Source organism: Microtetraspora fusca (genome assembly GCF_001570365.1).
Taxonomy (GTDB): Bacteria; Actinomycetota; Actinomycetes; order Streptosporangiales; family Streptosporangiaceae; genus Microtetraspora; species Microtetraspora fusca.
The window spans coordinates 75,233-98,911 of the sequence record NZ_BBYK01000055.1; the positions used below are offsets into that span (position 1 = coordinate 75,233).

Here is a 23,679-nt window from a genome sequence, read left to right on the forward strand (position 1 = left end):
GCTCACGACGGGGTGGTCGTTCGGTGCGTCATGGTTCATGATCGTTGCACGCCTGGTCGGCGTCGCGCAACGCTCCCGCAGGTCAGGCCGGTAGCTCCGCCTCCGGTGTCGCCTCGACCAGCGCGCGCGTGCAGGGGTGCTGCGGGGAGCGGAAGATCTCGTCGGACGGGCCGGTCTCGACGATGCGGCCGCGCTGCATGACGGCGACGCGGTCGCTGTAGAGCCGGATCACCGCCAGGTCGTGGCTGACGTGGAGGAACGAGATCCCCTGGTCGCGCTGCAGGTCGGCCAGCAGGTTGAGGATCTGGGCACGCACCGACACGTCGAGCGCCGAGGTCGGCTCGTCCGCGATGATCAGGGCCGGCTTGAGGGCGAGCGCGCGCGCCACGGCGACGCGCTGGAGCTGCCCGCCGGACGCCTCGTGCGGGTAGCGCCCCAGGTAGTCGGCGCCGGGGCCGACCGACTCCAGCAGCGCGGCCAGCTCGGCTGTCGACGTCGTCTCGCCGTGCGCACGGAAGACGTTCTCCAGCGTCTGCCGCACGGTCTGCCGCGGGTTCAGCGACGCCAACGGATCCTGGAAGACCATGGCGACGTTGCGCCGCAGCCGCCGCAGTCCTCGCCGACTGAGGCGGGCGATGTCCTGCCCGTCCGTACGGACGGTGCCGGACGTCGGCACCACCAGGCCGTTGGCCATCCGCGCCAGCGTGGACTTGCCCGAGCCGGACTCACCGACCAGGCCGAGCGCCTCGCCCCGCTCGACGTGGAGCGAGACGCCGTCGACGGCGAGGAAGCCCTTGCGCCCGCGTCCGAACCCACCGGCGGCGCGGTAACGCTTGCTGACGTCGGTCATCTCCAGGATCGGCTCGCTCACCGCGCGACCTCCTTCAGTGCGGGGAGACGATCGAGGTGGCAGGCCGCAAGGTGCAGGCCGCCGCCCTCGCTGGTCGGGCGGACGGTGGGCAGCGGTGCCTCGACGACACAGCGCTCGCCGACTTGGTCCGCGAGGCCGCAGCGCGGCGCGAAGGCGCAACCCGGCCCGGCGTCGCGCAGCGACGTGGGCGCGCCGGGGATGGCGCGGAGCCGGGTCCGCTCCCCTCCAGTGTCGAGCCGGGCGTCCAGCCGCGGCGTGGCCGCGCGGAGACCGGCGGTGTACGGGTGGGCGGGCTGATCGAAGATGTCGCGGAGGCTGCCGTACTCGGCCTGGCGGCCGGCGTACAGCACGAGGACGTCGTCCGCCGCGCTCCCCACAACCCCGAAGTCGTGGCTGATCAGGAGCATCGCCATGCCGTACTCCTGCTGGAGCTCGCGGAGCAGGGCCAGGATCTGCGCCTGCACCGTCACGTCGAGCGCGGTGGTCGGCTCGTCGGCGATGAGGAGCGCCGGCCGGTTCACCAGGGCCATCGCGATCACCGCGCGTTGCCGCATGCCGCCGGAGAACTCGTGCGGGAAGCGGCGTACGGCGTCCGCGGGCTCGGGGATGCCGACCCGGTCGAGCATCTCGACCGCACGGGCCCGCGCGGCGCGGCGGGTGACCGACGGGTCGTGCAGGCGGACCGCCTGGGCGATGTGCGCGCCGATGTCGAGGTACGGGCTGAGCGCGGACATCGAGTCCTGGAACACCATGGCCACGTCAGAGCCGCGGGCCCGGCGCAGCTCGCGCTCGTCGGCGGAGAGCATCTCCCGGCCGGCGACGACGATCCGGCCCCGGGCGCTCGCCCCGCGCGGCAGCAGCCGCATGATCGCCCGGCCGGTGATCGTCTTGCCCGACCCCGACTCGCCGACCACGGCGAGCGTGCGGCCGCCGTCCAGGCTCACGGAAAGGTCCCGGACGACATCGGCGGTGACGCCGCCGCTGGTGAACGATACGCACAGGTCCTCGACCTGGAGTACGGGGTCAGGCACGGCGGATCCTCGGATCGAGAAGCGGCATCAGCAGGTCGGCGATCAGGTTGCCGACGATGATGAGGAAGGCGGAGAAGAGCGTCACCCCGACGACGATGCTCAGGTCGGACTCGTTCACGCCGGACAGCAGCAGGTCGCCGAGCCCGTGCAGGCTGAACACCCTCTCCGCGATCACCGACCCGCCCAGGAGCGCGGTGACGTCGAGCGCGAACATCGCCACGACCGGCACCATCACGCCGCGGACGGCGTGCCGGTTCACCTGCCGGGTCGACGCGCCGCGCGCGGTCATCGCGACGAGGTGGTCGGCCGATAGCTCGTTGAGGAGCTGGGTGCGGGTGACCCGGATGTAGCCGGCGGCGAGGATGAACGACAGCACCATCCACGGGCCGATCAGGTGCCAGGCCCAGTCCGTCGGTGACTCCGAGAACGACACGAAGCCGGAGTACGGCAGCGCGTTGAGCATGAAGCCGAAGACCTGGACGACGAGCAGGCCGACGAGGAAGGTCGGCACCGACAGCCCGAACATCGCGAAGCCGGTCGAGAACCGGTCGACGATCCCGCCCTTGCGTATCGCCGACAACGCGCCGAGGCCGATGCCCACGACGAGGCACAGGACGGCCGCGCCGAACGCGAGCGACAACGTGACGGGCAGCCGCTCGGCGATGAGCGTCGTGACGTCGCTGCGGTTCGGGAACGAGTAGCCGAAGCAGGGCGCGTCGCAGTGCACCTGCTGGGCGCCCTCGCCGTACGTACGGCCGACGAAGAGGCCCTTCACGAACTCGGTGTACTGCCACACCACGCTCTGGTCGGTCTGCATGTAGGCGCTGACCTTGGCCCGGGTCTCGGGCGGGCACGGCTTGCCGCACATGGCGCGGGCCGGGTCCTTCGAGGCCCCGAAGAAGAGGGCTATCGTCACGAAGGCGATCGCGAGGAGCATGAACACCGCGGTGACCATGCGGCGGGCGATATAGGCGATCATGCAGCATCCTCCGTGCGCACGTCGAGGACGTCGCGGAGCGCGTCACCGGCGAGCGTGGCGCCGAATACGATCAGGAACACCACGGCGCCCGGGAAGAGCATGTACCAGACGTCCGCACCGCTGTAGATCCACGGCAGCGAGTCCGAGAGCAGCTTGCCGAGGTCGGGGACGTCGCCACGCAGGCCGACGCCGAGGAACGACAGTCCCGCGACGACGCTGACGTTGCCGGGCAGTGACATCGCGAACAGGACGACGACCAGGCCGAAGAGGTGCGGCAGCATCTCGCGGCGGATGATCTGCCAGGGCGGAGCCCCGGTCGCGCGCGCCGCCTCGACGAAGGCGCGGGCGTTGATGGCGCCGGCCTGGGCGCCGATGATCCGGGCCGGGACGGTCCAGCCGAAGAAGGCCAGTACCAGCACGAGGACCAGGCCCCGCGGCATCTCCGGCGGCACGATCGCCATGATCGCGATGACGAACATCAGGCCCGGGAAACCGAACATGAAGTCGATCACCCGCCCCGCGACGGCGTTGAGCCAGCCGCCGAAGTACCCAGTCGCCGTACCGAGGACGGCGGCGAAGGCGATCGACAGGATGCTCGCCCCGAACGCGATGAACAGCGACGAGCGGATGCCGTAGACGATCTGGGCGAACAGGTCGACGCCCGTCACCGGGACGACGCCGAGCCAGTGGTCGGCGCTGACGCCGCCGAAGGCGCCCAGCGGACGGCCGCCGTCCGGGTTGAGCAGGTCGGTGTGCAAGGTGCTCGGGTCCTGTCCCTCGATCCGCACGAGCAGCGGGGCGCAGAGCCCCGCGACGAGTGGCACGACCAGCATGGCCAGGCCGGCGACGCCGGACCGCTTCCGGAAGAAGCGGCCGAGGACCGACCGCTTCCGGAGAAAGCGGCCGAGGGCCGGCGTACCCCGGCCCTCCGCCTGCTGGATCTCAGCGATCGACACGGACGACCAGCTCGTTCGCGAACGGCGGGTAGGCGGGGATGAAGTAGTTCTGGATCTTCGAACCGGCCAGGGCCTGTGTGCGCTGCACGAGGATCGGCACGATCGGGGCGTCCTCCATGATCTGCTTGTCGATCGCGGCCCACATCTCGGCGGCCTTGTCGAGGTTCGGCTCCGCGATCGCGGCGTCCATCGCGGCGTCCACCTTGGGGTTGGAGAACTTCGAGGCGTTGCCGCCGCCGTTGCCGATCTCGCTCGACGCGAACAGCGGCTGGATGGTGCTCATGCCGCTCGGGAAGTCCGCTCCCCAGCCGTTCGTCGTCATGTCGTAGTCGCCGTCGGCGGACGAGATGAGCTCGTACCAGGTGTCGCCGTCGAGGCCCTTGAGATCGACCTTGACGCCGACTCGCGCCAGCGAGTTCTTGATGCTCTGGGCTTCCTTCTCCTCGATCGCACTCACGTCGGTCGGGTAGGTCAGCGTGAGCTTCAGGTTGGAGACGCCGGCGTCGGCGAGCAGTTCCTTCGCCTTGTCGACGTTGCCGATGTCACCGCCGTCGTACAGGTTGTACTCGGTGTAGCCGGGGATGCCGGGCGTCATGATGGTCGAGGTGATCTGGCCGCCGAACTTCGGGCCGCCGTACACGCTCTGCAGCTCGGCCTTGTTGATCGCGTAGTTGATCGCCTGCCGCACGCGGACGTCGGAGAGGACCGGGCGCTTGACGTTCATGGCGAGGTAGCGGAAGTAGCCCGACGGGCTGTTGGCCATGCGGTTGGAGATCGACGGGTCGGACTCGATCCGCTGGAACTGCGACGGCGAGATGAGCGCGTTGCTGATCGCGGTCTTGTCCTCGCCCTTGTCGTCGATGAGGCGCTGCACGATCGTGTCGTTGTTCAGGCCCATGTCGAGGACGATCTTGTCCGGGCCGGCGAACCGTACCTGGTCGGTGTCGGCCTTCCAGTTCGGGTTGCGCTCCAGCACCGCCTGCGAGCCCTTGCGGAAGCTCGTCACCTGGTACGGGCCGCTGGCGACCGGGTGCTCGCCGTACGTCTCCGGCTCGGTGTCGGCCGCAGCCGGCACCGGCGCGAAGGCCGGCATGCTGACGATCCACGGCCAGTTGCCGAACGGACGCGTCAGGTGGAAGACGATCTTGTGCTCGTCGACGACCTCGATGGAGTCGAGCTCCTTGCCGTCGTACGGGCCGTCGTAGTCGGTGCCGCCGACCAGCAGCGTCTTGTGGTAGCCGAGGCCACCCTGAAACATCGGCGCGAACGACCGCTCGATGCCGTACTTCACGTCCTGCGCGGTGATCGGGCTGCCGTCGGAGAACTTCAGGCCCTCCTGCAGCGTGAAGGTCCACGTCTTGCCGCCGTCGTCCGTCGTACCGGTGTCGGTGGCGAGGTCCGGCACGAGGACCGTGTCCTTGTCCGGGAACGTCTGCCACGACGTCAGCCCGCGGTGCACCCACCGCAGCCGGGTGGTCGGCACCATCTGCGCCTTGGCGGTCTCGAAGGACTCGTTCGCGCGCCGCGAGAGGTAGTACAGGGTCCCGCCCTGGGGCGCGGACTCGAGCGCCGTCGTGTTCTTGTCCTTCGTCGGCTCGGTGGACTGCGAGTTCGCGTTGCAGCCCGCCATCACGAGGGCCAGGACGAGCGCGAGCCCTGCGGGCGCCACTCTCCGGGATCGATTCGCCATAGATCGCGCTTCCTGTGAGGCGGTCCCGATCGCGTCGGGTCCGCTACGTGGATCTCAGGAAGGGAGTCTGTTGGCGGGCGAGAGCGCGCGTCCATCGAGGAATTCTGCAGGGGACCTTTCAGAAAATCTGAAAGATCGCGGAGATCTGCGCGCGGGGCGTCCACGATAGTGCGGCGGTCCCAGTGGCGGGAAGACCGCGGCGCAGACCCGCGGCCCCAGCTCCGGGAGAGCACGCAGTCCTTCGGCCGCCAGCGCGAGGTTCTCGTCAGTCGCGGGCATTTCCGCTCCCGACCGCAACATGCTAGCTAGCATGCCAACCGGCATGCTGCTTGCATGCTCGTCCATGTCGGTGACCGGCGTCGATTCCGTGTCGCAACGACCGAACTACAAGATCTGGTAGCGCGTGAACTCGTGCTGCAGACCGGAACCAGGCGATGGGCACGCTACGAACTGTCCCAGCGATCGCGCGGCCGCACCTTCGCGGGGACTCCAGCTACCGCACGGAGCGACCGACGTCCGCAGTTGCCGGACGCGCTCAGTGACGAGACGCTCTCAAGAGCCGAGCTGGCCCGCCGCACCGGACTAACCGATGGAACGGTAGGAAACGCGGGTCGGAGGGATCGGCTGCGTCGCGGCGAGAGATTTCTCCGGGGCCGTGTCGATCCGCGGGCCGCTCGTTCGACGTGTGGGTGCGAGGGCCGAGAGGCGGCCCCGCCGGACGAGGAGAACGCGATGCCGAAGTACCTGCTGATCACGCGGGGCACCGACGAGTCGAACGCGGCCATGATGGCCAACATCGACGAGATGATGGCCACGACCCGCCAGTTCATCGAGGAGATGGTCAAGGCCGGCGTTCTCCTCGCGGCGGAAGGGCTGGACGATCCGGGGCAGGGCGTCGTGGTGGACTTCAGCGGCGAGGCCCCGGTGGTCACGGACGGGCCGTACGGCGAGACCAAGGAACTGTTCGGGGGCTTCTTCCTGCTCGACGTCGCCTCGAAACAGGAGGCGGTCGAGTGGGCCAAGCGGGTCCCGGCGGCCCCCGGGTCCAAGATCGAGGTCCGGCGGGTGCCCGGGAGCGACGAGGTCCCGCAGGTCGACAAGTGATCATCAAGGACTGGGCCGGGCGCGAGAGCAACGGCCAGATCTGATGGGTACGGCCGATATCGAGGCCGTCTGGCGGATCGAGTCGGCGCGGATCGTCGCCGCGCTGACCCGGTTCACCGGCGATTTCGAGCTGGCCGAGGACGCGGCCCAGGAGGCGGTGGCCGAGGCGCTGGTGTCGTGGCCGCTCGCCTCTCCGGCGAATCCGGCCGGCTGGCTGATGGCCACGGCCCGGCGGCGGGCGATCGACGCGATCCGCCGCCGGACCGCCCTCCAGGACCGATACGCCCTGCTGGCGGTCGACTCGGCGATTGACGAAGAAATCGATCCCGACAAGATCGATGACGACGTGCTGGCGCTGATGTTCGTCAGCTGCCACCCGGTGCTCTCCCCCGAGGCCCGGGTGGCGCTGACCCTGCGCGTGGTCGGCGGCCTGTCCAGCGAGGAGATCGCCCGCGCGTTCCTCGTACCCGTGCCGACCGTGCAGGCCCGCATCACCCGGGGCAAGAAGACGATCGCGGCGGCCGGGGTGCCGTTCGAGCTGCCGCCGGCCGCCGAGCGCCGGGAGCGGCTGGGCGGCGTGCTCAGCGTCATCTACGTGATCTTCACCGAGGGGTCGACGGCCACGTCGGGCGACCGGCTGCTGCGCCCCGACGTCGCGTACGAGGCGATCCGGCTGGCTCGCACGCTGGCCGCGCTGCAGCCGGACGAGCCGGAGGTGCACGGCCTGCTGGCGTTGTGCGAGCTGACGGCCGCGCGTTTCCCGGCCCGGACCGGCCCGGACGGTTCGCCGGTCCTGCTCGACGAGCAGGACCGGCGGCGGTGGGACTTCTCGGCGATCCGCCGTGGGCTGGCCGCGCTGGCCAAGGCATCGACTCGCGGCCTCGGCCCCTACGGCCTGCAGGCCGCGATCGCCGCCACCCACGCGTCGGCGCCCTCGGTCGAGGCGACCGACTGGGACCGGATCGTGGTGCTCTACGAGGCACTCGGCCGGGTCGCACCCTCGCCGGTGGTCGAGCTCAACCGGGCCGTCGCCGTTGCCATGGCCTCGGGCCCGGCGCAAGCGCTGGCCATCGTGGAGGAGCTGATCGCCTCGGACCGGCTCCCCGGTTCGCATCTGATCCCGACCGTACGCGGTGAGCTGCTGGCCCGACTCGGACGGCGACCGGAGGCGCGCGCCGAGCTGGAGCTGGCGGCCCGGCTGTGCGCCAACCAGCGCGAACGCTCAGTGCTGCTGCGCAAGGCGGCCACGCTGAGCTGACTTCTCCAGCTCGGCCGGCCGGGACTCAAGCGCGGCCCGGATGCCGTCGATCGCATCGGCCCCGACGACCGAATCCCCGAATGCGGACGGCGGGAGCGCGGCGACCCCGGGGAGAAACTCGCCCACGGTCGGCGCGTAGACCTCGTCCGGGACCGACCGTGGCGGTTAACGACGAGTCCTTACAGGGTGACGACCACCTTGCCCGCGGGATGGCCCTCGGAGAGGTGGTGGATCGCGTCGGATGCTTCCGCGAGGGGATAGGCGCGGTCGATGACCGGGGTGACGGCGCCGGACTCGATGAGCCGTCCCAGTTCCTCGAGGTCCTCGGCGCGTTCCCTGGCGGTCAGGCCGCGCAGCCGCTGACCGACGAACATCGAGACCAGCGGCGCGCGCAGCTGACGCTCGAAGCCGCCGGACAGTGGATACCTGGCGTGCCCGCCCCCGACGATCACCAGCGTCCCGCGCGGGGTCAGGGCACGCCGTAGCAGGGACAGCGGACGGTTCCCGGCGGTGTCGATGACAACGTCGTAGCGCGCACCGTCGCGGTCGATCTCGTCACGGGCATAGTCGATGACGTCCTCGGCGCCCAGAGATCGCACCAGGTCGGACTTGGCCGCACCGCACACTCCGGTCACCCTCGCGCCGGACGCCGTGGCGATCTGCACGGCGAACGACCCCACGCCTCCCGACGCCCCGATCACCATCACCCGCTGTCCCGGCCGTACGCGGCCGCAGTCGCGGACGCTCTGCAGGGCCGTCATCCCCGAGACCGGCACCGCGGCGGCCTGCTCGAACGACAGTCCGGCCGGCTTTGGCGCGAGCCGTCCCTGCGGCGCGCTCGCGTACTCGGCGAACGAGCCGCTCTCGCAGGTGCCGTACACCTCCTGCCCGGGCCGGAACCGGGTCACCCGAGCGCCGACGGCGGCCACCACCCCGGCGACGTCACGGCCGCGCACCGGGACCTTGGGCCGGCGCAGCCCGAACCCCATGACGCGCATGAGGTACGGCCGGCCGGTCATGAGGATCCACACGCCCGGATCCACACCGGCGGCACGGACCTCGACGAGCACCTCGTCGTCGCTGATGGACGGCCGGTCGACGTCCCGCAGTTCGAGCACGTCGGCCGGGCCGTACGCGTCCTGAACGATGGCCTTCATGTCGTCTCCTCGGGAAGGTCGGGGTACTGGAACACGTCGTCGAGCGGAACGCCGAACGCCCGGGCGATTCGGAAGGCCATCTCCAGCGACGGGGAGTATCGGCCCTGTTCGATGGCGATGACGGTCTGCCGGGTCACGCCGATACGCTCGGCCAGTTCGGCCTGGGTCATCTCGTCGTGCGCGAACCGCAGCGCGCGGATGCGGTTCGTGACGCGGGTCGGCTTCACCACTGCGGAAAGCTCCTGCGATAGAGAACGATCTTGGTGGTCGTGCCGAGAACCGCCGACAGCACGAAGCAGAGGTAGACCACGTTGGCGATCCAGAACCGGTCCCACCCGGCCATCGCCATGAGCATCGCCGCCACCGCGCCGATGATGACGAACGACTGACCGGTGTAGTCGCCGAGCCGCCCGATCTCCCTGTCCCGCACGTCCTTGGCGCGGGACGCTCCCGGGTTCACGATCGCCATCCCGATCTCGGCCACGATCGACGCGGTGATCGACCCGCCGACTGACCACAGCAGAGCGGCGGCGTACGGCACGGCGGGCACCGGGCCTCCCCCCGCCCGGTTCAGGATGACGCCCACGTACGCGGCGTACGAGAGCACGGCGACGACCAGCCTGATCCAGGCACGCTTCTCCTCGTGTGTCATGACCGACCCCTCGATGTACAGAATCTTTGACACCGCAAAGGTAGCGAATCTTTTACCTCATGTATAGAACTTTTTACATCGGAGCTTCGTGTCGAGTCGTTCCGATCCACCACCGCCTCCGGTCTCCATCGCTCTCTGGCGCAGTTGGCTTTCCACCCTGGTCATGTGCGGTCAGGGCATCGCCGACCTGGTCTGCCGCACCGACACCCACGACCGCCGGCGGGTCACGTGCATGGTGTACGAGGTGGCCACCTTCCAGACCCTGCGCGAGCAGCTGCGCCGCAAGGAGATCTGGGTCGTCGGCGCCGACCGGTGGCGCGACCCGGACGAGGACCCGCCCGCCGACTACGAGTCCCGCCGCGCCGAGCACTATCGCGCGCAGTGGCGGTTGGTCGTACATCGCCACGGTTCGGCAAAATTGCTGATGTGCGAGTCGGATTGCTCGGACCGTTCGAGGTCCGGAACCGCGATGGTGTCGTGGTAGAGGTTCCTGGGATTCGGCTGCGCGCACTGCTGGCCGCACTCGCCCTCGAACCTGGCCGGATCATCACCCGGGCGAGGCTGGTGGACTGGATCTGGGGGCGACGGCCGCCCGCGGACGAAGTGAATGCCTTGCAGGCGTTGGTGTCCAGGCTGCGCAGGGTGTTGCCGGACGCTGTGATCGAGGCGGATTCCGGCGGGTACCGGCTGGTCGTGGCTCCTGATGCCGTGGACGTATGCCGGTTCGAGCACCTGGTCGGTCAGGCCCGTGCCGCCGAGCCTGCGGCGCGGGCGGATCTGCTGCGTTCGGCCTTGGCATTGTGGCGCGGGACGGCCATGGCGGACATCTCACTGCAAGACAACGATGCGTTCGACTCCGCGGTCGCGCGTCTGGACGAACTCTACGTCGCCGCGCTCGCGGATCGGGTGGATGCGGACATTCGCCTCGGCCGCGGCTCGGAGTTGATCTCCGAGCTGACCGAGCTGGTCGCCACGTATCCGCTGCGGGAGGGGTTCGTGGCGGCCTTGATGCGAGCGCTCGCCGACGCGGGTCGTGGGGCTGAGGCGTTGACCGTGTACCAGCGGACGCGTGAGCGGCTCGCCGAGGAGTTGGGAACCGATCCATCGGCCGAGCTCTCCGCGCTGCACACCGCGTTGCTGCGGGGCGAGCTGGGCGAGCGGGCGGAGCACCGCAGGACGAACCTGCGCGCCGAGCTGACGAGTTTCGTCGGCAAGGACGACGACATCTCCGCGGTCGCCGGTCTGGCCATCAGGCACCGACTGGTCACCTTGACGGGGGCGGGTGGCTCCGGCAAGACAAGGCTGGCCACGGAGACCGCGCGGACGATACTCGCCGAGCTGCCGGATGGGGCATGGCTGGTCGAATTGGCCTCTGTGCGGGCAGGCGGTGACCTGGGGCAGGCCGCCCTGACCGCGATCGGCCTGCGTGACCAGGCACTGCTCGGTGACGCTCGGGGCGGAGAACCGATGGATCGGCTCATCGCCGCGGTCCGGGAGCGCGCGATCTTGCTGATCCTGGACAACTGCGAGCACGTGATCGAGGAAGCCGCGGCTTTCGCTGATCGGCTTCTGGGGGAGTGCCGGAGGCTGCGGATCCTGGCCACGAGCAGGGAGCCGCTCGGTATCACCGGGGAGGTGCTCTGGCCGGTCGAGCCACTCGCGCTGCCCGCCAAGGAGGCGGACCTCTCCGAGGTCGGGTCCTCGCCCGCGGTGCGGCTGCTGCGGGACCGCGCGGGTCTGGTGCGCAAGGACATCGGCTCCGACGCGCACACCTTGTCGGCCATGGCGCGGATCTGCCGGGCGTTGGACGGGATGCCGCTGGCGATCGAACTGGCCGCGGCGCGGCTGCGCACCATGACCGTCGATCAGCTGGCACGCGGCCTCGATGACCGTTTTCGTCTGTTGACCGGCGGCAGCCGTACGGCGCTCCCCCGGCACAAGACGCTGCGCGCGGTCGTGGACTGGAGCTGGGATCTGTTGACCGAGGCCGAACGTGCCGTACTGCGGCGGCTCTCGGTGTTCTCCGGCGGGGCGAGCCTGGAAGCGGCCGAACGGGTGTGCGGGGACGAGGCGTTCGCCGGCGAGCAGGTGCTCGACCTGCTTACCGCGTTGATCGAGAAGTCGTTGCTGCTCGCCGACGGCGAGGGCACACCGCGCTACCGGATGCTCGACACCATCAGGGAGTACGCGGCGCACCGGCTCGCCGAAGCAGGGGAGTCCGAGCCGGTGCGCCGGGCGCACCTCGCCTACTTCACCGAGTTGGCCGAGACGGCCGATCCGCACCTGCGCCGGGCCGAGCAGCTGGAATGGCTGGCCACGCTCGAGGCCGAGCACGACAACGTCAATGCGGCCCTGCGCGGGGCGATCGCCGAGGGATGGGCCCAGGAGGCGATGCGGCTGGTCGGGGCCGCGGGCTGGTACTGGTTCCTCAGTGGGCGCAGGGCCGAGGGCACCGAGTTGAGCACCGCGGCGGCCTCGCTGCCCGGTGAGGTGTCCGATGAGGTGCGGGCGCTGGCGTACACCATCGTGACAGTGTTCCTGACCTCCGGGGTCGGCCGCGATCAGTATCAGGCGCAGGAGTGGATCCACGAGGCGTACCGGGTCACCCGGCGCAGCGGGTCTCGCCACCCCATGCTCGGGTTCGTCGGGCTTTGGGAGCGGATGCTGCAGGAGCCGACGGGGTTCCTGCCCACGTTGGAGCCGCTCCTCGCAGACGATGATCCATGGGTGCGCGCGCAGGCCAGGCTCACTCGTGGCCGATTCCGGCTCACGCTCGGCGGCGACGAGACCGGCGTGGACATCGACGCCGAAATCGCCCTTGCCGAGTTCCGCACGCTGGGTGACCGGATGGGGATCTCGTTGGCGCTGACGTTCCTGGCCGATCGGCTCGCCATGTGCGGCGAGTTCGCACGCGCGTGTGAGCACTACGAAGAGGCGGGCACGGCGCTGACCGAGCTGGGCGTGAGGGAGGAAGTGGTCAGCCTGCGGGTACGGCAGGCTCAGCTGTACTGGCTGCTCGGCGACGAGCGATCCAGCACGTCCGCCATGGCCGAAGCGCAGCGGTGCGCGGGCGGGATCACCTGGCCCGACGCGCTTGCCGAACTGGCGCTCTCGAAGGCGCAGCTGGCGCGCTGGCGCGGCGACCCGGATGAGGCACGCCGGCACCTGGCCACGGTGCTGGCGGTGCCGGGCAACGTGGAAACGAACGACTTCATCCGCGCCAAGGCCATGGACCTGTACGGCTACCTCACCGAGGACCTCGACCAGGCCCGTGCGCATTGGAGCGAGGCGTTCCGCACGGCGGTGGAGGCGGCGTATCACCCGCTGATCGCCGAGGTGCTGATCGGGATCGCGGATCTCGCCCTGCGCCAGGGACAGTACGAGCAGGCCGTGCGATTGCTCGCGGCGAGCGACGGCGTGCGCGGCACGCCGGATCGTTCGATGCCGGACGTTTCCAGGATCACCGCGGAGACGCGGAATCGCCTGGGTGAAACGGTGTTCACCGAGGCGATCCGTGACGGGCAGCGGCGGGACTGGCGTGAGCTGGCCGAGATCACGCTCGCTTCGTGAACGACGCGCGCGCCCACACCCAGCCGATCAACATGATCCCCACACACCAGGCGATCGCCGTGATGGCCGAGCCCGCCGACGGCGAGCCGGTCAGCAGCCCGCGCAGGGTTTCGATGATCGAGGTGAACGGCTGGTACTCGGCGAACTGCCGCGCACCCGGCCCCATCTTGTCGGCCGGCACGAACGCGCTGCTCAAGAAGGGAAGGAGCATCAGCGGGACGCCGACGAGCCCCGCGCTTTCCGGTGACTTCGACGCGAGACCGAACGCGACGGTCAGCCAGCTGATCGCCAGTACCGTCAACACGACGATGCCGATCACGCCGAGCCACTGCGAGAAACTCGCCGACGGCCGGAATCCCATCAGCAACGCGACCCCGATGACGAGCGTGATGGCCGCCAGGCTCCGTAGCATGGTCCCGATCACGTGCGCGTTCAGCACCGCGGCCCGGGACACTCTCATGACGCGAAGCCGGTTGATGAATCCGGTCGTCATATCGGAATTCACCGCGATCGCGGTGGGGCTGATGCCGTAGCAGATGGTCGTCAGGATCAACCCTGGCGTCGCGTAATCGGCATAGTCGACGCCGACGCTGAACGCGTCGCCGAGCACGTAGACCATCAGGAACATCAGAACGATCGGCATGATTATGGCGTTGAACAGCGCCAGGGGATTTCGCGTCGTGTGACGGAAGTTGCGCCGCAGCATGGTCGCGGAATCTGAGATGACGTTCATCGTGCGTTGACCTTCGTGTTCGCGTGACCAGTAAGGGCGAGGAAGACGTCATCCAGGTCCGGTGTATGCACCGACAATTCCTCGACGTCGATGGAATGCCGATCGAGCCGATCGAGCAGCGCGCGCAATGACCTCACCCCGCCGTCGCCGGGTACCCGCAAGGTCAGCTCTTCGTCGTCCCTTGTGGACGCGGGCAGGACCTGTGCCGCGACGTCGAGTGCGTGCCGATCGGTGAACCGTAGCCGGACATGGCTGCCGGGAACCTGGCGCTTGAGCTCGTCGGCGGTGCCCTCCGCGACCAGCCGGCCCTGATCGAGTACGGCGATGCGGTCGGCGAGTTCGTCGGCCTCCTCGAGGTACTGGGTGGTGAGGAAGATGGTCGTACCGCCGGCGACCAGTTCCCGGATGATCTCCCACATGGTGCGGCGGCTGCGCGGATCGAGTCCCGTCGTGGGCTCGTCCAGGAAAATGATCTGCGGCTCGCCGACCAGCGTCATGGCAAGGTCCAGCTTGCGGCGCATGCCGCCGGAGTAGGACGCCGCCGGTTTGCTCGCCGCTTCACCCAGATCGAACCGGTCGAGCAACCGGTCGGCGATTCGTTTGCCCTCCGCCTTGGGCAGGTGCAGGAGATCCGCCATCAGCAGCAGGTTCTCCTCGCCGGTGAGCAGGTCGTCCACCGAAGCTAACTGCCCGGTGACCCCGATCGCCGCGCGCACCGCCTTGGTTTCCGTGACCACGTCGTGCCCGGCGACGACCACCTTCCCGGCGTCGGGGGTCAGCAACGTGGTCAACACGTTCACCGTCGTGGTCTTCCCGGCGCCGTTGGGCCCGAGCAGGGCGAAGATCGTACCGGCCCGGACATCCAGGTCGATGCCGTCGAGCACGACCTTGTCCTTGTATGCCTTTCGCAGCCCCGAGACCGCGATCGCTGAACCGTTCATGGCATCCACGATCGCCAGCCGCGCTGATACCGGGCCGTCGCCGTGCTGACACGGCCGCTGACACGAGCGAGGAACCGTCCGCCCGACTCTCAGCTGGCGTACCGGGTCCGGATCGGCGGCATCTCCAACACCGCGTCATCGGACGGCCCGGCCTCGCCCGGCGACACATGACCGAGGCCCTGACGATCACTTCTAGAGTGGCGTCGTGCAGCGTCTTGCCCTCTTCGACCTTGATCAGACGCTCATCGACCTGGATGCCGCGTTCGCGTTGTGGGCCGAGGAGTTCGCCGAACAGCACCGGCTCGGCCGCAAAGGCGTCCAGCACCTGATCAGGCTGAACCGCAACGGCCTCCCACACCGCGAGCTGTTCTTCGCCAAGGTCCGAGAGCGGTTCAAGCTGTCCGCTCCCGCGGTGAGCCTGTGGGCTGCCTACCGTCGGCGGATGCCGCATCTCGTCGAGTGCCGCCCCGAGGTGCTGACCGGACTCGCGGAGCTACGGGCGGCCGGATGGCGAGTGGGGATCATCACGAACGGCACCGCGGACAACCAACTCGGCAAGCTCCACAGGACCGGACTCGCGGAAGCGGTCGACGGCTATGCCGTGTCGGGCGTCGAGGGCGTCCGCAAGCCCGACGTCGGGCTGTTCGAGATCGCCGCGCAGCGGTGCGGGATGGCCTCGGGCGAAGGCGGATGGATGATCGGCGACAACCTCCTTGCCGACATCGAAGGAGGCCGCGCGGCCGGCCTGCGCACTGTGTGGATCGACCACGAGGGTCGGTCCGGCAAGGAACACCCGGCCGACCACGTGGTCTCCGACGTCATCGACGCCATCGCGCTGCTCCACGAACACGGCAGGCGTAGGCCGGGGTGTCGCCCGTAACTCACAACAGCGGCCGCGTGATCATTCTTGTTTCGTGCTGGTGCGACGTGCCGCTCAGTGATCGTGCCCTGACGTCTTTGAAGCGCTCCAGGCGCGTCGCTCAACGCTCGCGTCGGCGCCGAGCCTTGCCGCTCACGCCGCCGAACAGCGCCAGGCCCTTCACCACCACCACTGGCGCCGACGGGTCGACGTCCGGGCTGCCGTGCACATCGAAGCCGCCGAAGACGCCGACGCCGTTGCAGCGCACCTGCACCCCCTCGGGCAGGATGATCTCGGCCCCACCGAAGATCGCGTTGACCGTGATCTCGACCTCTCTCGCCTCGAACTCGGCGTCGGTCAGATCGAACTGCAGGCCGCCGAAGATGGCCAGCGCTTTGGTCCGCCGCCGTACCCGCCAGCGCCCCTTGCGCTGGGCACCGCTGAAGATGGCGACGACGTTCTCGGACTCGGAGCTCGCACCCTGCACGTAGGACACCGGGCTCGCGGTCGGACGGTGCCGGTCGATCTGTAGGTCGTGGGTGAGGATCTCGAGCTCTCCCATGGTCTTGGCCTGGTAAAGCCTGTCCAGCCGCTCGGAGTACTCCTCGTGACTCAGCTGACCGGTGCTCAGGGCTTCACCAAGCAGGGCGGAGACCTGCTCCCTGTTGCTGTCCGAGGCGCGCAGATGCGACATCTGGGAGTCCCTGGGCTGAGGGGGATTTTCCATGCTGGTCACGATAGTTCTCATTCATCCTGACGGGGATCTCGCCAAGGGCCCAAGTTAGGTGTTCCCAGTGCCGGTTGCCTAGGTATTGGGCTCCTGTACGGCTCCGCTTCACCCTTTTCGTGATCTTGAGTCCAGGCGACCAGATCGGCAGCTCTCCTCAAGCGGGTGATCGGCGGGCACGCCGCGGAGGGAAGCGCGGGCTCGTCTGCCTCGGCCGGGCCCCGGCTGTTAGGCGAAGCTAACCTTAGATAACCTCAGGCGGGGAGGTGTCATGAAACCGGGTGAGTTCGCCAAAGGTGCATTGATGCGGCTGTGCCAGGTGACCGGTGACCGACGACATCGCCGCCGACTGGCCGAGCTCGGATTCGTGCCGGGTGCGGTGCTGTCGGTGCTGAACCGGGGCATGCACGGCGGGCTCGTCCTGGCCCTCGGTGACGGCCGGGTGGCCGTCGACGCCCTCACGGCCGCGACACTGGTCGTGGAGCCGGCCGGTGAATGAGCGACCGCTGGCCAAGGCGCTGCTGACCAAGCCCTGCTGTGAGGACGACACCCCCGGCAATGTCAGTGCGGGCGACCCGCGGGTCGCCCTCGTCGGCAATCCCAACGTGGGCAAATCGACCCTCTTCAACGTGCTCACCGGGGCACGGCAGCGGGTCGGCAACTGGCCGGGCAAGACGGTCAGCGTGGCGCAGGGCACCTGGCGCTCGCCCCACGGCGACATCACGCTCATCGACCTGCCCGGTACCTACAGCCTGCTGCCCGGTTCCCCCGATGAGGCGCTGACCAGGGACCTGCTCGTCGACCGGGGCATGGACGGCCGCCCCGACCTGGTCGTGATCACTGTCGACGCCGCCAACCTCGCCCGGAACCTCTACCTGCTCGCCCAGGTGATGGAGACGGGCGTGCCGCTCGTCATCGCGCTCACCATGGTCGACATCGCGAAGAGCCGGGGCATCCGCATCGACGCCGGACGGCTGGCCGAGCTTGTCGACGCGCCTGTCGTGCCCCTCGTGCCCCGCCGAGGCGAGGGTGTGGACGAACTCGCCCGCGTGATCGGGGAGGCCCTGGCCGCTCCCCGCAGGCCGGCCGTACCTGTCCTGGGTGCCGACCTCGAAGCTGCGCTGGCGTCGGTCACCGCCGAGGTGCCCGACGACGTCGCCGGCCGCTATCCGGCCCGCTGGCTGTCGATCGCGCTGCTCGCGGGAGAGACCGTTCCCGGCGTTCCGGAGGAGACCACCGCCGCCGCACGCGCCCTCGGCGCCGCCTTGAGCACGGACGACGAGTTGGACGACCCGGAGCTCGTGATCGCCGAGCAGCGCTACGCATGGGTGCACGAGGTGATCGCGGACGTCGTGACCCGAAACGGCGCCGGGCGCGCCACCTGGTCGGACCGGACGGACCAGGTGCTGACCTCCCGGTGGTTCGGGCCGCCGATCTTCCTGGGCGTCATGTGGGCGGTGTTCGTACTCACCACGACCGTGGCGGAGCCGCTCATGACCGGCCTCCAGGGGTTCTTCGACGGCCCGGTCGCCACAGGGGCGGGCCGCCTGCTGGACGCGATGGGAGCCGGCGACGCGATCCGGGGCCTGGTGATGAACGGCCTCATCTCGGGCGTCGGGCAGGTGCTCTCCTTCGTCCCCCTGATGGCCATCATGTTCGTGCTGCTGTCCGTGCTGGAGGACTCCGGCTATCTGGCCAGGGCGGCGTTCGTCGTCGACCGGCTCATGCGGCTCATCGGCCTGCCCGGTCGCGCGTTCCTTCCGTTGATCGTCGGCTTCGGCTGCAACGTGCCCGCCCTGGCCGGCACCCGCATCCTGTCCGACCGGCGGCACCGCCTCCTGACCGGCCTGCTGATCCCGTTCGTCACCTGCAGCGCCCGGCTCACGGTCTACGTTCTCGTGGCGACCGCCTTCTTCGGCAGCGCCGCCGGCACGGTCGTCTTCGCGATGTACGTGTTGTCGATCGCCCTGGTGATCGGGATGGGTCTTCTGCTCCGCGGCACTCTCTTCCGCGGCATGGCCGAGGAGCCGCTCGTCCTCGACCTGCCGCCGTACCGCCTGCCCGCCGTACGGGTGATCGGCGCGCAGACGTGGGTCAAGCTGCAGGCCTTCCTCAAGACGGCCAGCGGGATCATCGTCGCCACGGTCACGCTCGTGTGGCTGCTGTCGTCGATCCCGTTCGGAGGCCATGGCTCGTTCGGCCGTACGCCGATCGAACACAGCGTTTTCGGCGCCGCCTCGCACGCCGTCGCACCCGCCTTCGCCCCCGCCGGGTTCGGCGACTGGCACGCCTCCGCCGCCCTGATCACCGGGTTCGTCGCCAAGGAGGCCGTGGTCTCCACGATGGCCCAGACGTACAGCATGAGCGAACCGGCCGACGGACACGAACCGAACGGGCTCGGGGCCGCCCTGCGGGGCACCATCGAGCAGACCTCGCGCGGCCATCCGATCCCCGCCGTGCTGGCGTTCCTGGTGTTCCTGCTCGCCTATACGCCGTGTATGACGACCGTCGCCGCCCAGCGCACCGAGATCGGCGGACGGCTGACCCTCTTCGGCATCGGCATGCAGCTCACGCTGGCCTGGCTGCTGGCGGTGGCGGTGTTCCAGGTGGGAAGTCTCTTCCTGTGAGCGCGCTGCGCAGGGTCCTCGAAGAGATCACCGCGGCCCGCGGCGGGACGAGTCTGGACGAGATCGCCCGACGGTTGGAGATCGGCCGCGACGAGGTCGACGCCATGGTCCGCTACTGGATCCGCAAGGGCCGCCTCTCAGCCGACGACATCGCGGCCGCCTGTCCGAGCGGCGGCTGCGGCGGCTGCGCCCTCGGCGACGACGGCAAGCCGGGGTGCGGCACGCGGCGGGACGGCCCGGTGCTGCTCGCCATCACCGTCCGCAGCCCAGAGCCCCCGGAGAACGGGAAATGACCGTCAGCGGCCGCTGACGGAATGACTCTCTGAGGCGCGTCCTGGCTCCGAGGCTGGGCGGCGGCCTCCGCTCGCCGGGGCCGTCGCCCAGCCTCAGCCTCGGGATCACAACGGTGCTTGATGGCTGACTCTCACGAAACACGAAGAGGCCCCCGCCGGACGGCTCCTGGAACGCGCCGATGGGCGGGGACTTTCCGCTCCCCAGGGTCTACAGCCCCATCCGATCGGGCAGAGGAGCCGTAGGGCCCTCGATCATGGGGTATTCGCCAGGATCCTGGTCACCCATCAGCGCCTACCGTCGAGATCCTCAGATACTTTCCGGGCGCCGATCACGCGCATGACGACCCCGATCAGGCGGCGGTTTTCCGGTGCGCCGCCACCGCCGCCGATCGTGAAGCGGCGACGGGTGTAGCTGTAGGCGATGCCGCTGCCCGGGTCGGCGAAGGACTGGGCGCCCACCGCGCCGCTGTGGCCGAAGGAATCGGCGCCCAGCTCCGGGTAACGGACTCCCATGGACTCGAAGCCGAGCAGGAAGTGGTCACGTTCGCCGGTCACCGCGTCCACGCCGGGCGTGTGCGGCTTGGTGAACTCGGCCAGGGTCGCGGCGTTGAGCAGTGGGGGCCGCCCGTCGATCTCGCCGATGGCCGCGGCGTACAGCTTGGCCAGCCCGCGCGCGTTCCCCACGCTCCCGGACGAGGTGGGGCCGAGCGCTCGGACGGCCCGAGTGTTGGCGAACTCGACCAGGTCCGTGGGTGAGGTCGCGTTCTGGTTGAAGGCGATGCCCATCAGGCTGTCCGGAGCGATCGGGCCGGCCAGGGCCTGCTTGTCCGCCGACAGCGGCTGCGCCGGCAGGTAGCGCGGTTCCTGCTCTTCGGGCAGGCCGAGATAGAAATCCAGCCCGTAAGGGGCGCGCACGCGCTCTTCGTACAGCTCTTGAGTGGACCAGCCGGTGACGCGACGCACCACCTCGCCGGTCAGCGCCCCGATGACGAAGGCGTGGTAGCCGTAGGCGCTGCCCGGCCGCCAGTAGGGTCGCTGTCCGGCCAGCCGTTGGGCGAGCACCCTGTCGTCGGCCAACTCTGCCGCACTGAAGCCGCCTTCGACGCCGATCACCCCCGCTCGGTGCGCGAGCAGGTCCCGCAGGGTGATCTCGCCCTTGCCTTCGGCGGCGAACTCCGGCCAGTAGTCGGCGACGCGCCGGTCGAGATCCAGCGTCCCGTCCTGGACCAGCAGCGCCACGACCAGGTGCGCCGCACCCTTGCCGGAGGAGTACAGGGCCAGCAGCGAGTCGCCGGTCATGTCCGGGCCGGTCCACAGGTCCACGACCTGACGGCCGTGGTGGCGGACGGCGAGCTGCGCGCCGAGACCGTCCTCCTCTCCGGCGAGGGTCGCGAAGACCTGCCGGACCTCCTCGAACCCAGCGGCGACCGTGCCGTGAACAGTCACGGTCACTCTCCCTTCGCCTTGGCGGCCAGGGCGCTCAGCAGGTCCTGCAGCCGGCCGATGGTCGTCTCGTCTGTGAGATTGCCGGCCTCGTCGAAGCGTTCGTGCGCGCGGAAGACGATGAGCTCGGGTTTGACGACGACGTCGGAGTCGGTCCACACGAACACCTGGCGCAGCGCGAGCTGGGCACGCACGGAACCGAAGTTGGTCGGGGAGGCGCCGGCGATGGCGACGGGCTTGCGCAGCAGGGGAGCTCCCTCGGCGCCCGTCCAGTCGGTGCTGGCCCAGTCGATGGCGTTCTTGAGCACGCCGGGGACGGAGTAGTTGAACTCCGGTGTCACGATCAGCAGGCCGTCGGCGGCATTGACCTTGTCGCGAAGGTCCTGCGCGGCGACCGGCCTACCGTGTGGGGTGTCCAGGTCCATGTCATACGGCGGGATGTCGCGCAGCCGGTCGTAGATCTCCACGCTGACCCCGGGGAGCGTGAACTTCTGGGCGGCACGGAGCAGGGCGGTGTTGTAGGAACCGGCCCGCAGGCTCCCGGAGATCCCCAGGATCTTGAGCTCGTTCATCAGCACTCTCTCTTGGAATCGGTACGGCCCGGCCGACCCCGAGCCAACTGAATTGAACTGTACAGAACAGTACAGGTGAACTCAACTGTACAGTTCAGATAGGATGGCGGGGTGACCTCGACGACCAGACGCGCCCCATCGGGAGAACGCGCGACACGCAAACGGACCGCTATCGTGCGCGCGGCGCACAAGCTCTTTCTGGAGCAGGGCTTCGGCACTGGGATGGACCACATCGCCGCCGAAGCGGGAGTGTCGAAGGTGACCGTCTACAACCACTTCGCCGGCAAGGAAGAGCTGTTCACCGAGGTGGTGAACGACGCGCTCGAACAGGCGCTCGGCCGGACCATGCGCGCCATGCAGGAGCGCCTGCGCTCCGGCGACGACTTGCGTGAGGTCCTGACCGCCACCGCCCGCGACTGGGTCGAGGGGCTGGTCCAGCCCGAGGTGCTCGCCCTGCGCGCGTTGATCACCGCCGAGGCGCGGCGCTTCCCCGAGCTCGGCCGCGCCTGGCGCGAGCAGGGGCCCGACCGTTTCGCCGGGCCGCTGGCAGCGGCGCTCGACGCCCGCGATGACCTGGACATCCCCGACATGGACCTGGCGATCACCCAGTTCTATGCGCTGGTGCTGTATCCGCATATCGTGCACAGCGCCTACGGCGACAGGCTCGATCCACGCCTCACCGACGACCTCATCACCAAGGGTGTCGACATGTTCCTGACGTATTACCGGAAAGGACCGCACACCGGTTCGGGCGGCGAACCCCGAAGGAGCCCCGAGTAACCGGTGCGGCCGGCGGCCACTGGGGCGGCGTCACCGCCGGGCATCTGATCCCGTTCAAAGCCACCGGGGGGCTCCCCGACACCTTCCTGACCTCGGCGTGCGCTTCCACGACGAGTCGACCACGGGCCCCAGGTGGAGGGCGGCGGTAGAACTGGCACTACTCGGGGCCGTAGCGGCGGGAGGCAAGGTCGTCGATCTGCCCGGCCAGCCGGCGCTCGAACGTGCGCCGCCAACTCGCGCCCAGTTCGGGGACGAGGAGAGCCTCGACGGCGGCGTGGTCGTGCCTGTCGTGGTGCATGACACGGTTGGCCTCGGCGATCGTCGCGTGGGGACGGGGCCGGTCGAGGAGCTCGATCGCGTCGCCCGCTTGTACCTCGCCCTCGCTCAGGACCCGGAGGTAGAACCCGGTCCGGCCGCTGCGCTCGAACCAGACCGGTAGCTCCCTGACGCCGTACCGCGCGCCGAGCCGGTAGCACGGGTTGCGGGGCAGGCTGACCTGCAGGACGGCCTCGCCGACGCGCAGCACGTCCCCGATGCGGGTTCCGCCCTCGTCCAGGCCGGTGGTGGTGAGGTTCTCGCCGAACGCGGGCCGGTCGAGGCGCCGCTCGAGCAGCCGCTCGTAGTGCCGGTAGTGCTCGACGGGGAAGACGCAGAGCGCCTTGTCGGGTCCTCCGTGCCGGGACCGGTCCCCCTGCTCGTCGCCCGCGAGCCCCAGGGCGGTGACCGGCACCGGCCCGGCGACCGGTTTCTTGGCGATCGCGCTGCGGATCGCGCGGTCGTACCAGGGCAGGTCGCCGACGGCGCCGACGCTGACAGCCAGGACGCGGGCGCCGGACCTCTCGCGCGTCACGGCTCGCTCCCGTACGGCCCGCCGGTCCCCCGCGCTCCGTCCGGAGTCAGCCGCGACGCCAGCGCGAACGCTCCGTCATGATGCACCAGCGGCACGGCCTCCTCGCGGACCGCGCCCGCCTCCACCTCGCCGACGACGAGGATGTGGTCGCCGACGGGCCGGCGGCTGACGACCCGGGCGATGAGCCAGGCCGGGGCCGCGCTGAGGACGGGAAGGCCGTCCGCCCGCGTCTCGTAGGCGGCTCCCTCGAACCGGTCGGCGCCGCTCGCCGCGAACCGGGCGGCCAGGGCGGCGTCGGCCGTTCCCAGGAGGTGGACCGCGAACCGGCCGGCCCGCTGTACGGCTCCGGCGGTGGACGCGGTACGGCCCAGATAGAAGGACACCAGGGCGGGGCGCAGCGAGACGGACGTGAAGGAGGTCGCGGTGAAGCCGGCCGGCCCCGGCACGGTGACGACGGTGACGCCGGACGCGTGCCGCCGTAGGACCCGGCGCAACAGCTCCTCTGGGGACGTGGTGGTGGACAGGGTCATGCTTCCTCCTCCGAGGCGGGTCGGGCGGTCTGACCGCCCGACCCGCGAGCCGGGAC

The 23,679-nt window shown here is 69.7% G+C and carries 23 protein-coding genes and 1 pseudogene; 9 read left to right on the top strand and 15 right to left on the bottom strand.

The features are described 5' to 3' along the window. Positions 1-82: 82 nt before the first annotated feature. The 5 genes from AWQ68_RS24615 to AWQ68_RS24635 are packed head-to-tail and all read right to left on the bottom strand — an operon-like array spanning position 83 to position 5,527. Positions 83-871, bottom strand: coding sequence for an ATP-binding cassette domain-containing protein (locus tag AWQ68_RS24615; RefSeq protein ID WP_066944127.1), 789 nt, complete (start codon positions 869-871; stop codon positions 83-85). Continuing rightward, positions 868-1,902, bottom strand: coding sequence for an ABC transporter ATP-binding protein (locus AWQ68_RS24620; RefSeq protein ID WP_066944129.1), 1,035 nt, complete (start codon positions 1,900-1,902; stop codon positions 868-870). The genes AWQ68_RS24615 and AWQ68_RS24620 overlap by 4 nt, the downstream gene beginning before the upstream one ends. Beyond that, positions 1,895-2,881 carry an ABC transporter permease gene (locus AWQ68_RS24625; RefSeq protein WP_066944131.1) on the bottom strand — a complete coding sequence of 329 codons (987 nt, stop codon included), beginning with the start codon at positions 2,879-2,881 and terminating at the stop codon, positions 1,895-1,897. The genes AWQ68_RS24620 and AWQ68_RS24625 overlap by 8 nt, the downstream gene beginning before the upstream one ends. After that, positions 2,878-3,837, bottom strand: a complete 960-nt coding sequence (locus AWQ68_RS24630) for an ABC transporter permease (protein ID WP_084464362.1) — start codon at positions 3,835-3,837, stop codon at positions 2,878-2,880. Before AWQ68_RS24630 ends, AWQ68_RS24625 begins: the two co-directional genes overlap by 4 nt. Next, positions 3,824-5,527: an ABC transporter substrate-binding protein gene (locus tag AWQ68_RS24635; protein ID WP_066944133.1), complete on the bottom strand. Its 1,704-nt coding sequence runs from the start codon at positions 5,525-5,527 to the stop codon at positions 3,824-3,826. Before AWQ68_RS24635 ends, AWQ68_RS24630 begins: the two co-directional genes overlap by 14 nt. A 732-nt stretch (positions 5,528-6,259) precedes the next feature. On the opposite strand from AWQ68_RS24635, the pseudogene AWQ68_RS24640 reads away from it, so the two are divergent. Then, a pseudogene (locus AWQ68_RS24640) lies at positions 6,260-6,675 on the top strand (YciI family protein). Beyond that, entirely contained in the window at positions 6,675-7,889 is a 1,215-nt protein-coding gene (locus AWQ68_RS24645) for an RNA polymerase sigma factor (protein WP_174554140.1), read from the top strand. The pseudogene AWQ68_RS24640 and the gene AWQ68_RS24645 overlap by 1 nt, the downstream one beginning before the upstream one ends. A gap of 179 nt (positions 7,890-8,068) precedes the next feature. Here AWQ68_RS24645 and AWQ68_RS24650 read toward each other — a convergent pair whose 3' ends face one another. From AWQ68_RS24650 to AWQ68_RS24660, 3 genes are read right to left on the bottom strand one after another with little or no spacing between them, the layout of a single operon-like run. Then, positions 8,069-9,046 (bottom strand): NAD(P)-dependent alcohol dehydrogenase, encoded by a 978-nt coding sequence (locus AWQ68_RS24650; protein WP_066944140.1) that lies wholly within the window; start codon positions 9,044-9,046, stop codon positions 8,069-8,071. Next, entirely contained in the window at positions 9,043-9,276 is a 234-nt protein-coding gene (locus AWQ68_RS24655) for a helix-turn-helix transcriptional regulator (protein WP_066944142.1), read from the bottom strand. The genes AWQ68_RS24650 and AWQ68_RS24655 overlap by 4 nt, the downstream gene beginning before the upstream one ends. Continuing rightward, positions 9,270-9,731 carry a hypothetical protein gene (locus tag AWQ68_RS24660; protein WP_245656071.1) on the bottom strand — a complete coding sequence of 154 codons (462 nt, stop codon included), beginning with the start codon at positions 9,729-9,731 and terminating at the stop codon, positions 9,270-9,272. The genes AWQ68_RS24655 and AWQ68_RS24660 overlap by 7 nt, the downstream gene beginning before the upstream one ends. Positions 9,732-9,786: 55 nt before the next feature. Between AWQ68_RS24660 and AWQ68_RS24665 the strand changes: the two genes are divergently transcribed. Further along, positions 9,787-10,182 (top strand): hypothetical protein, encoded by a 396-nt coding sequence (locus tag AWQ68_RS24665; RefSeq protein WP_157545663.1) that lies wholly within the window; start codon positions 9,787-9,789, stop codon positions 10,180-10,182. Next, a complete protein-coding gene (locus AWQ68_RS24670; protein ID WP_245656072.1) occupies positions 10,176-13,268 on the top strand; it encodes an AfsR/SARP family transcriptional regulator in 3,093 nt (1,030 codons plus the stop codon). Before AWQ68_RS24665 ends, AWQ68_RS24670 begins: the two co-directional genes overlap by 7 nt. On the opposite strand, the gene AWQ68_RS24675 is transcribed toward AWQ68_RS24670, so the two are convergent. After that, on the bottom strand, positions 13,252-14,001 hold the full coding sequence (locus tag AWQ68_RS24675; protein WP_066944148.1) for an ABC transporter permease: 750 nt from the start codon (positions 13,999-14,001) through the stop codon (positions 13,252-13,254). The genes AWQ68_RS24670 and AWQ68_RS24675 overlap by 17 nt on opposite strands. Beyond that, positions 13,998-14,942, bottom strand: a complete 945-nt coding sequence (locus AWQ68_RS24680) for an ATP-binding cassette domain-containing protein (protein WP_066944150.1) — start codon at positions 14,940-14,942, stop codon at positions 13,998-14,000. Before AWQ68_RS24680 ends, AWQ68_RS24675 begins: the two co-directional genes overlap by 4 nt. Before the next feature lie 205 nt (positions 14,943-15,147). Here AWQ68_RS24680 and AWQ68_RS24685 point away from each other — a divergent pair, with 205 nt between their 5' ends. Beyond that, positions 15,148-15,822, top strand: a complete 675-nt coding sequence (locus tag AWQ68_RS24685) for an HAD family hydrolase (protein WP_066944152.1) — start codon at positions 15,148-15,150, stop codon at positions 15,820-15,822. 100 nt (positions 15,823-15,922) lie between these two features. Here the strand turns inward: AWQ68_RS24685 and AWQ68_RS24690 are convergent, their stop codons facing one another. Then, positions 15,923-16,528 carry a DUF1707 SHOCT-like domain-containing protein gene (locus tag AWQ68_RS24690; protein ID WP_066944304.1) on the bottom strand — a complete coding sequence of 202 codons (606 nt, stop codon included), beginning with the start codon at positions 16,526-16,528 and terminating at the stop codon, positions 15,923-15,925. A 271-nt stretch (positions 16,529-16,799) separates the two neighbouring features. Between AWQ68_RS24690 and AWQ68_RS24695 the strand changes: the two genes are divergently transcribed. Genes AWQ68_RS24695 through AWQ68_RS24705 form a run of 3 tightly spaced genes read left to right on the top strand, consistent with a single transcriptional unit; the run spans position 16,800 to position 19,448 of the window. Next, the gene (locus tag AWQ68_RS24695; protein WP_066944154.1) at positions 16,800-17,027 is read left to right on the top strand and encodes a FeoA family protein; all 228 of its coding nucleotides are present in this window, start codon (positions 16,800-16,802) and stop codon (positions 17,025-17,027) included. After that, entirely contained in the window at positions 17,020-19,155 is a 2,136-nt protein-coding gene (gene feoB / locus AWQ68_RS24700) for a ferrous iron transport protein B (RefSeq protein ID WP_066944156.1), read from the top strand. The genes AWQ68_RS24695 and feoB overlap by 8 nt, the downstream gene beginning before the upstream one ends. Beyond that, positions 19,152-19,448 (top strand): FeoC-like transcriptional regulator, encoded by a 297-nt coding sequence (locus AWQ68_RS24705; RefSeq protein WP_066944158.1) that lies wholly within the window; start codon positions 19,152-19,154, stop codon positions 19,446-19,448. The genes feoB and AWQ68_RS24705 overlap by 4 nt, the downstream gene beginning before the upstream one ends. A 285-nt stretch (positions 19,449-19,733) precedes the next feature. Here the strand turns inward: AWQ68_RS24705 and AWQ68_RS24710 are convergent, their stop codons facing one another. Both AWQ68_RS24710 and AWQ68_RS24715 read right to left on the bottom strand, forming a co-directional pair. Continuing rightward, positions 19,734-20,894 (bottom strand): serine hydrolase domain-containing protein, encoded by a 1,161-nt coding sequence (locus AWQ68_RS24710; RefSeq protein WP_218007011.1) that lies wholly within the window; start codon positions 20,892-20,894, stop codon positions 19,734-19,736. Positions 20,895-20,896: 2 nt separating this feature from the next. Then, positions 20,897-21,463 (bottom strand): NADPH-dependent FMN reductase, encoded by a 567-nt coding sequence (locus AWQ68_RS24715; RefSeq protein ID WP_066944306.1) that lies wholly within the window; start codon positions 21,461-21,463, stop codon positions 20,897-20,899. A gap of 111 nt (positions 21,464-21,574) precedes the next feature. On the opposite strand from AWQ68_RS24715, the gene AWQ68_RS24720 reads away from it, so the two are divergent. Next, on the top strand, positions 21,575-22,243 hold the full coding sequence (locus AWQ68_RS24720) for a TetR/AcrR family transcriptional regulator (protein WP_066944162.1): 669 nt from the start codon (positions 21,575-21,577) through the stop codon (positions 22,241-22,243). A 157-nt stretch (positions 22,244-22,400) separates the two neighbouring features. Here the strand turns inward: AWQ68_RS24720 and AWQ68_RS24725 are convergent, their stop codons facing one another. Continuing rightward, positions 22,401-23,093, bottom strand: a complete 693-nt coding sequence (locus tag AWQ68_RS24725; protein ID WP_066944164.1) for an MOSC domain-containing protein — start codon at positions 23,091-23,093, stop codon at positions 22,401-22,403. Continuing rightward, entirely contained in the window at positions 23,090-23,623 is a 534-nt protein-coding gene (locus tag AWQ68_RS24730; protein WP_066944166.1) for a flavin reductase family protein, read from the bottom strand. The genes AWQ68_RS24725 and AWQ68_RS24730 overlap by 4 nt, the downstream gene beginning before the upstream one ends. Positions 23,624-23,679 lie beyond the last annotated feature (56 nt).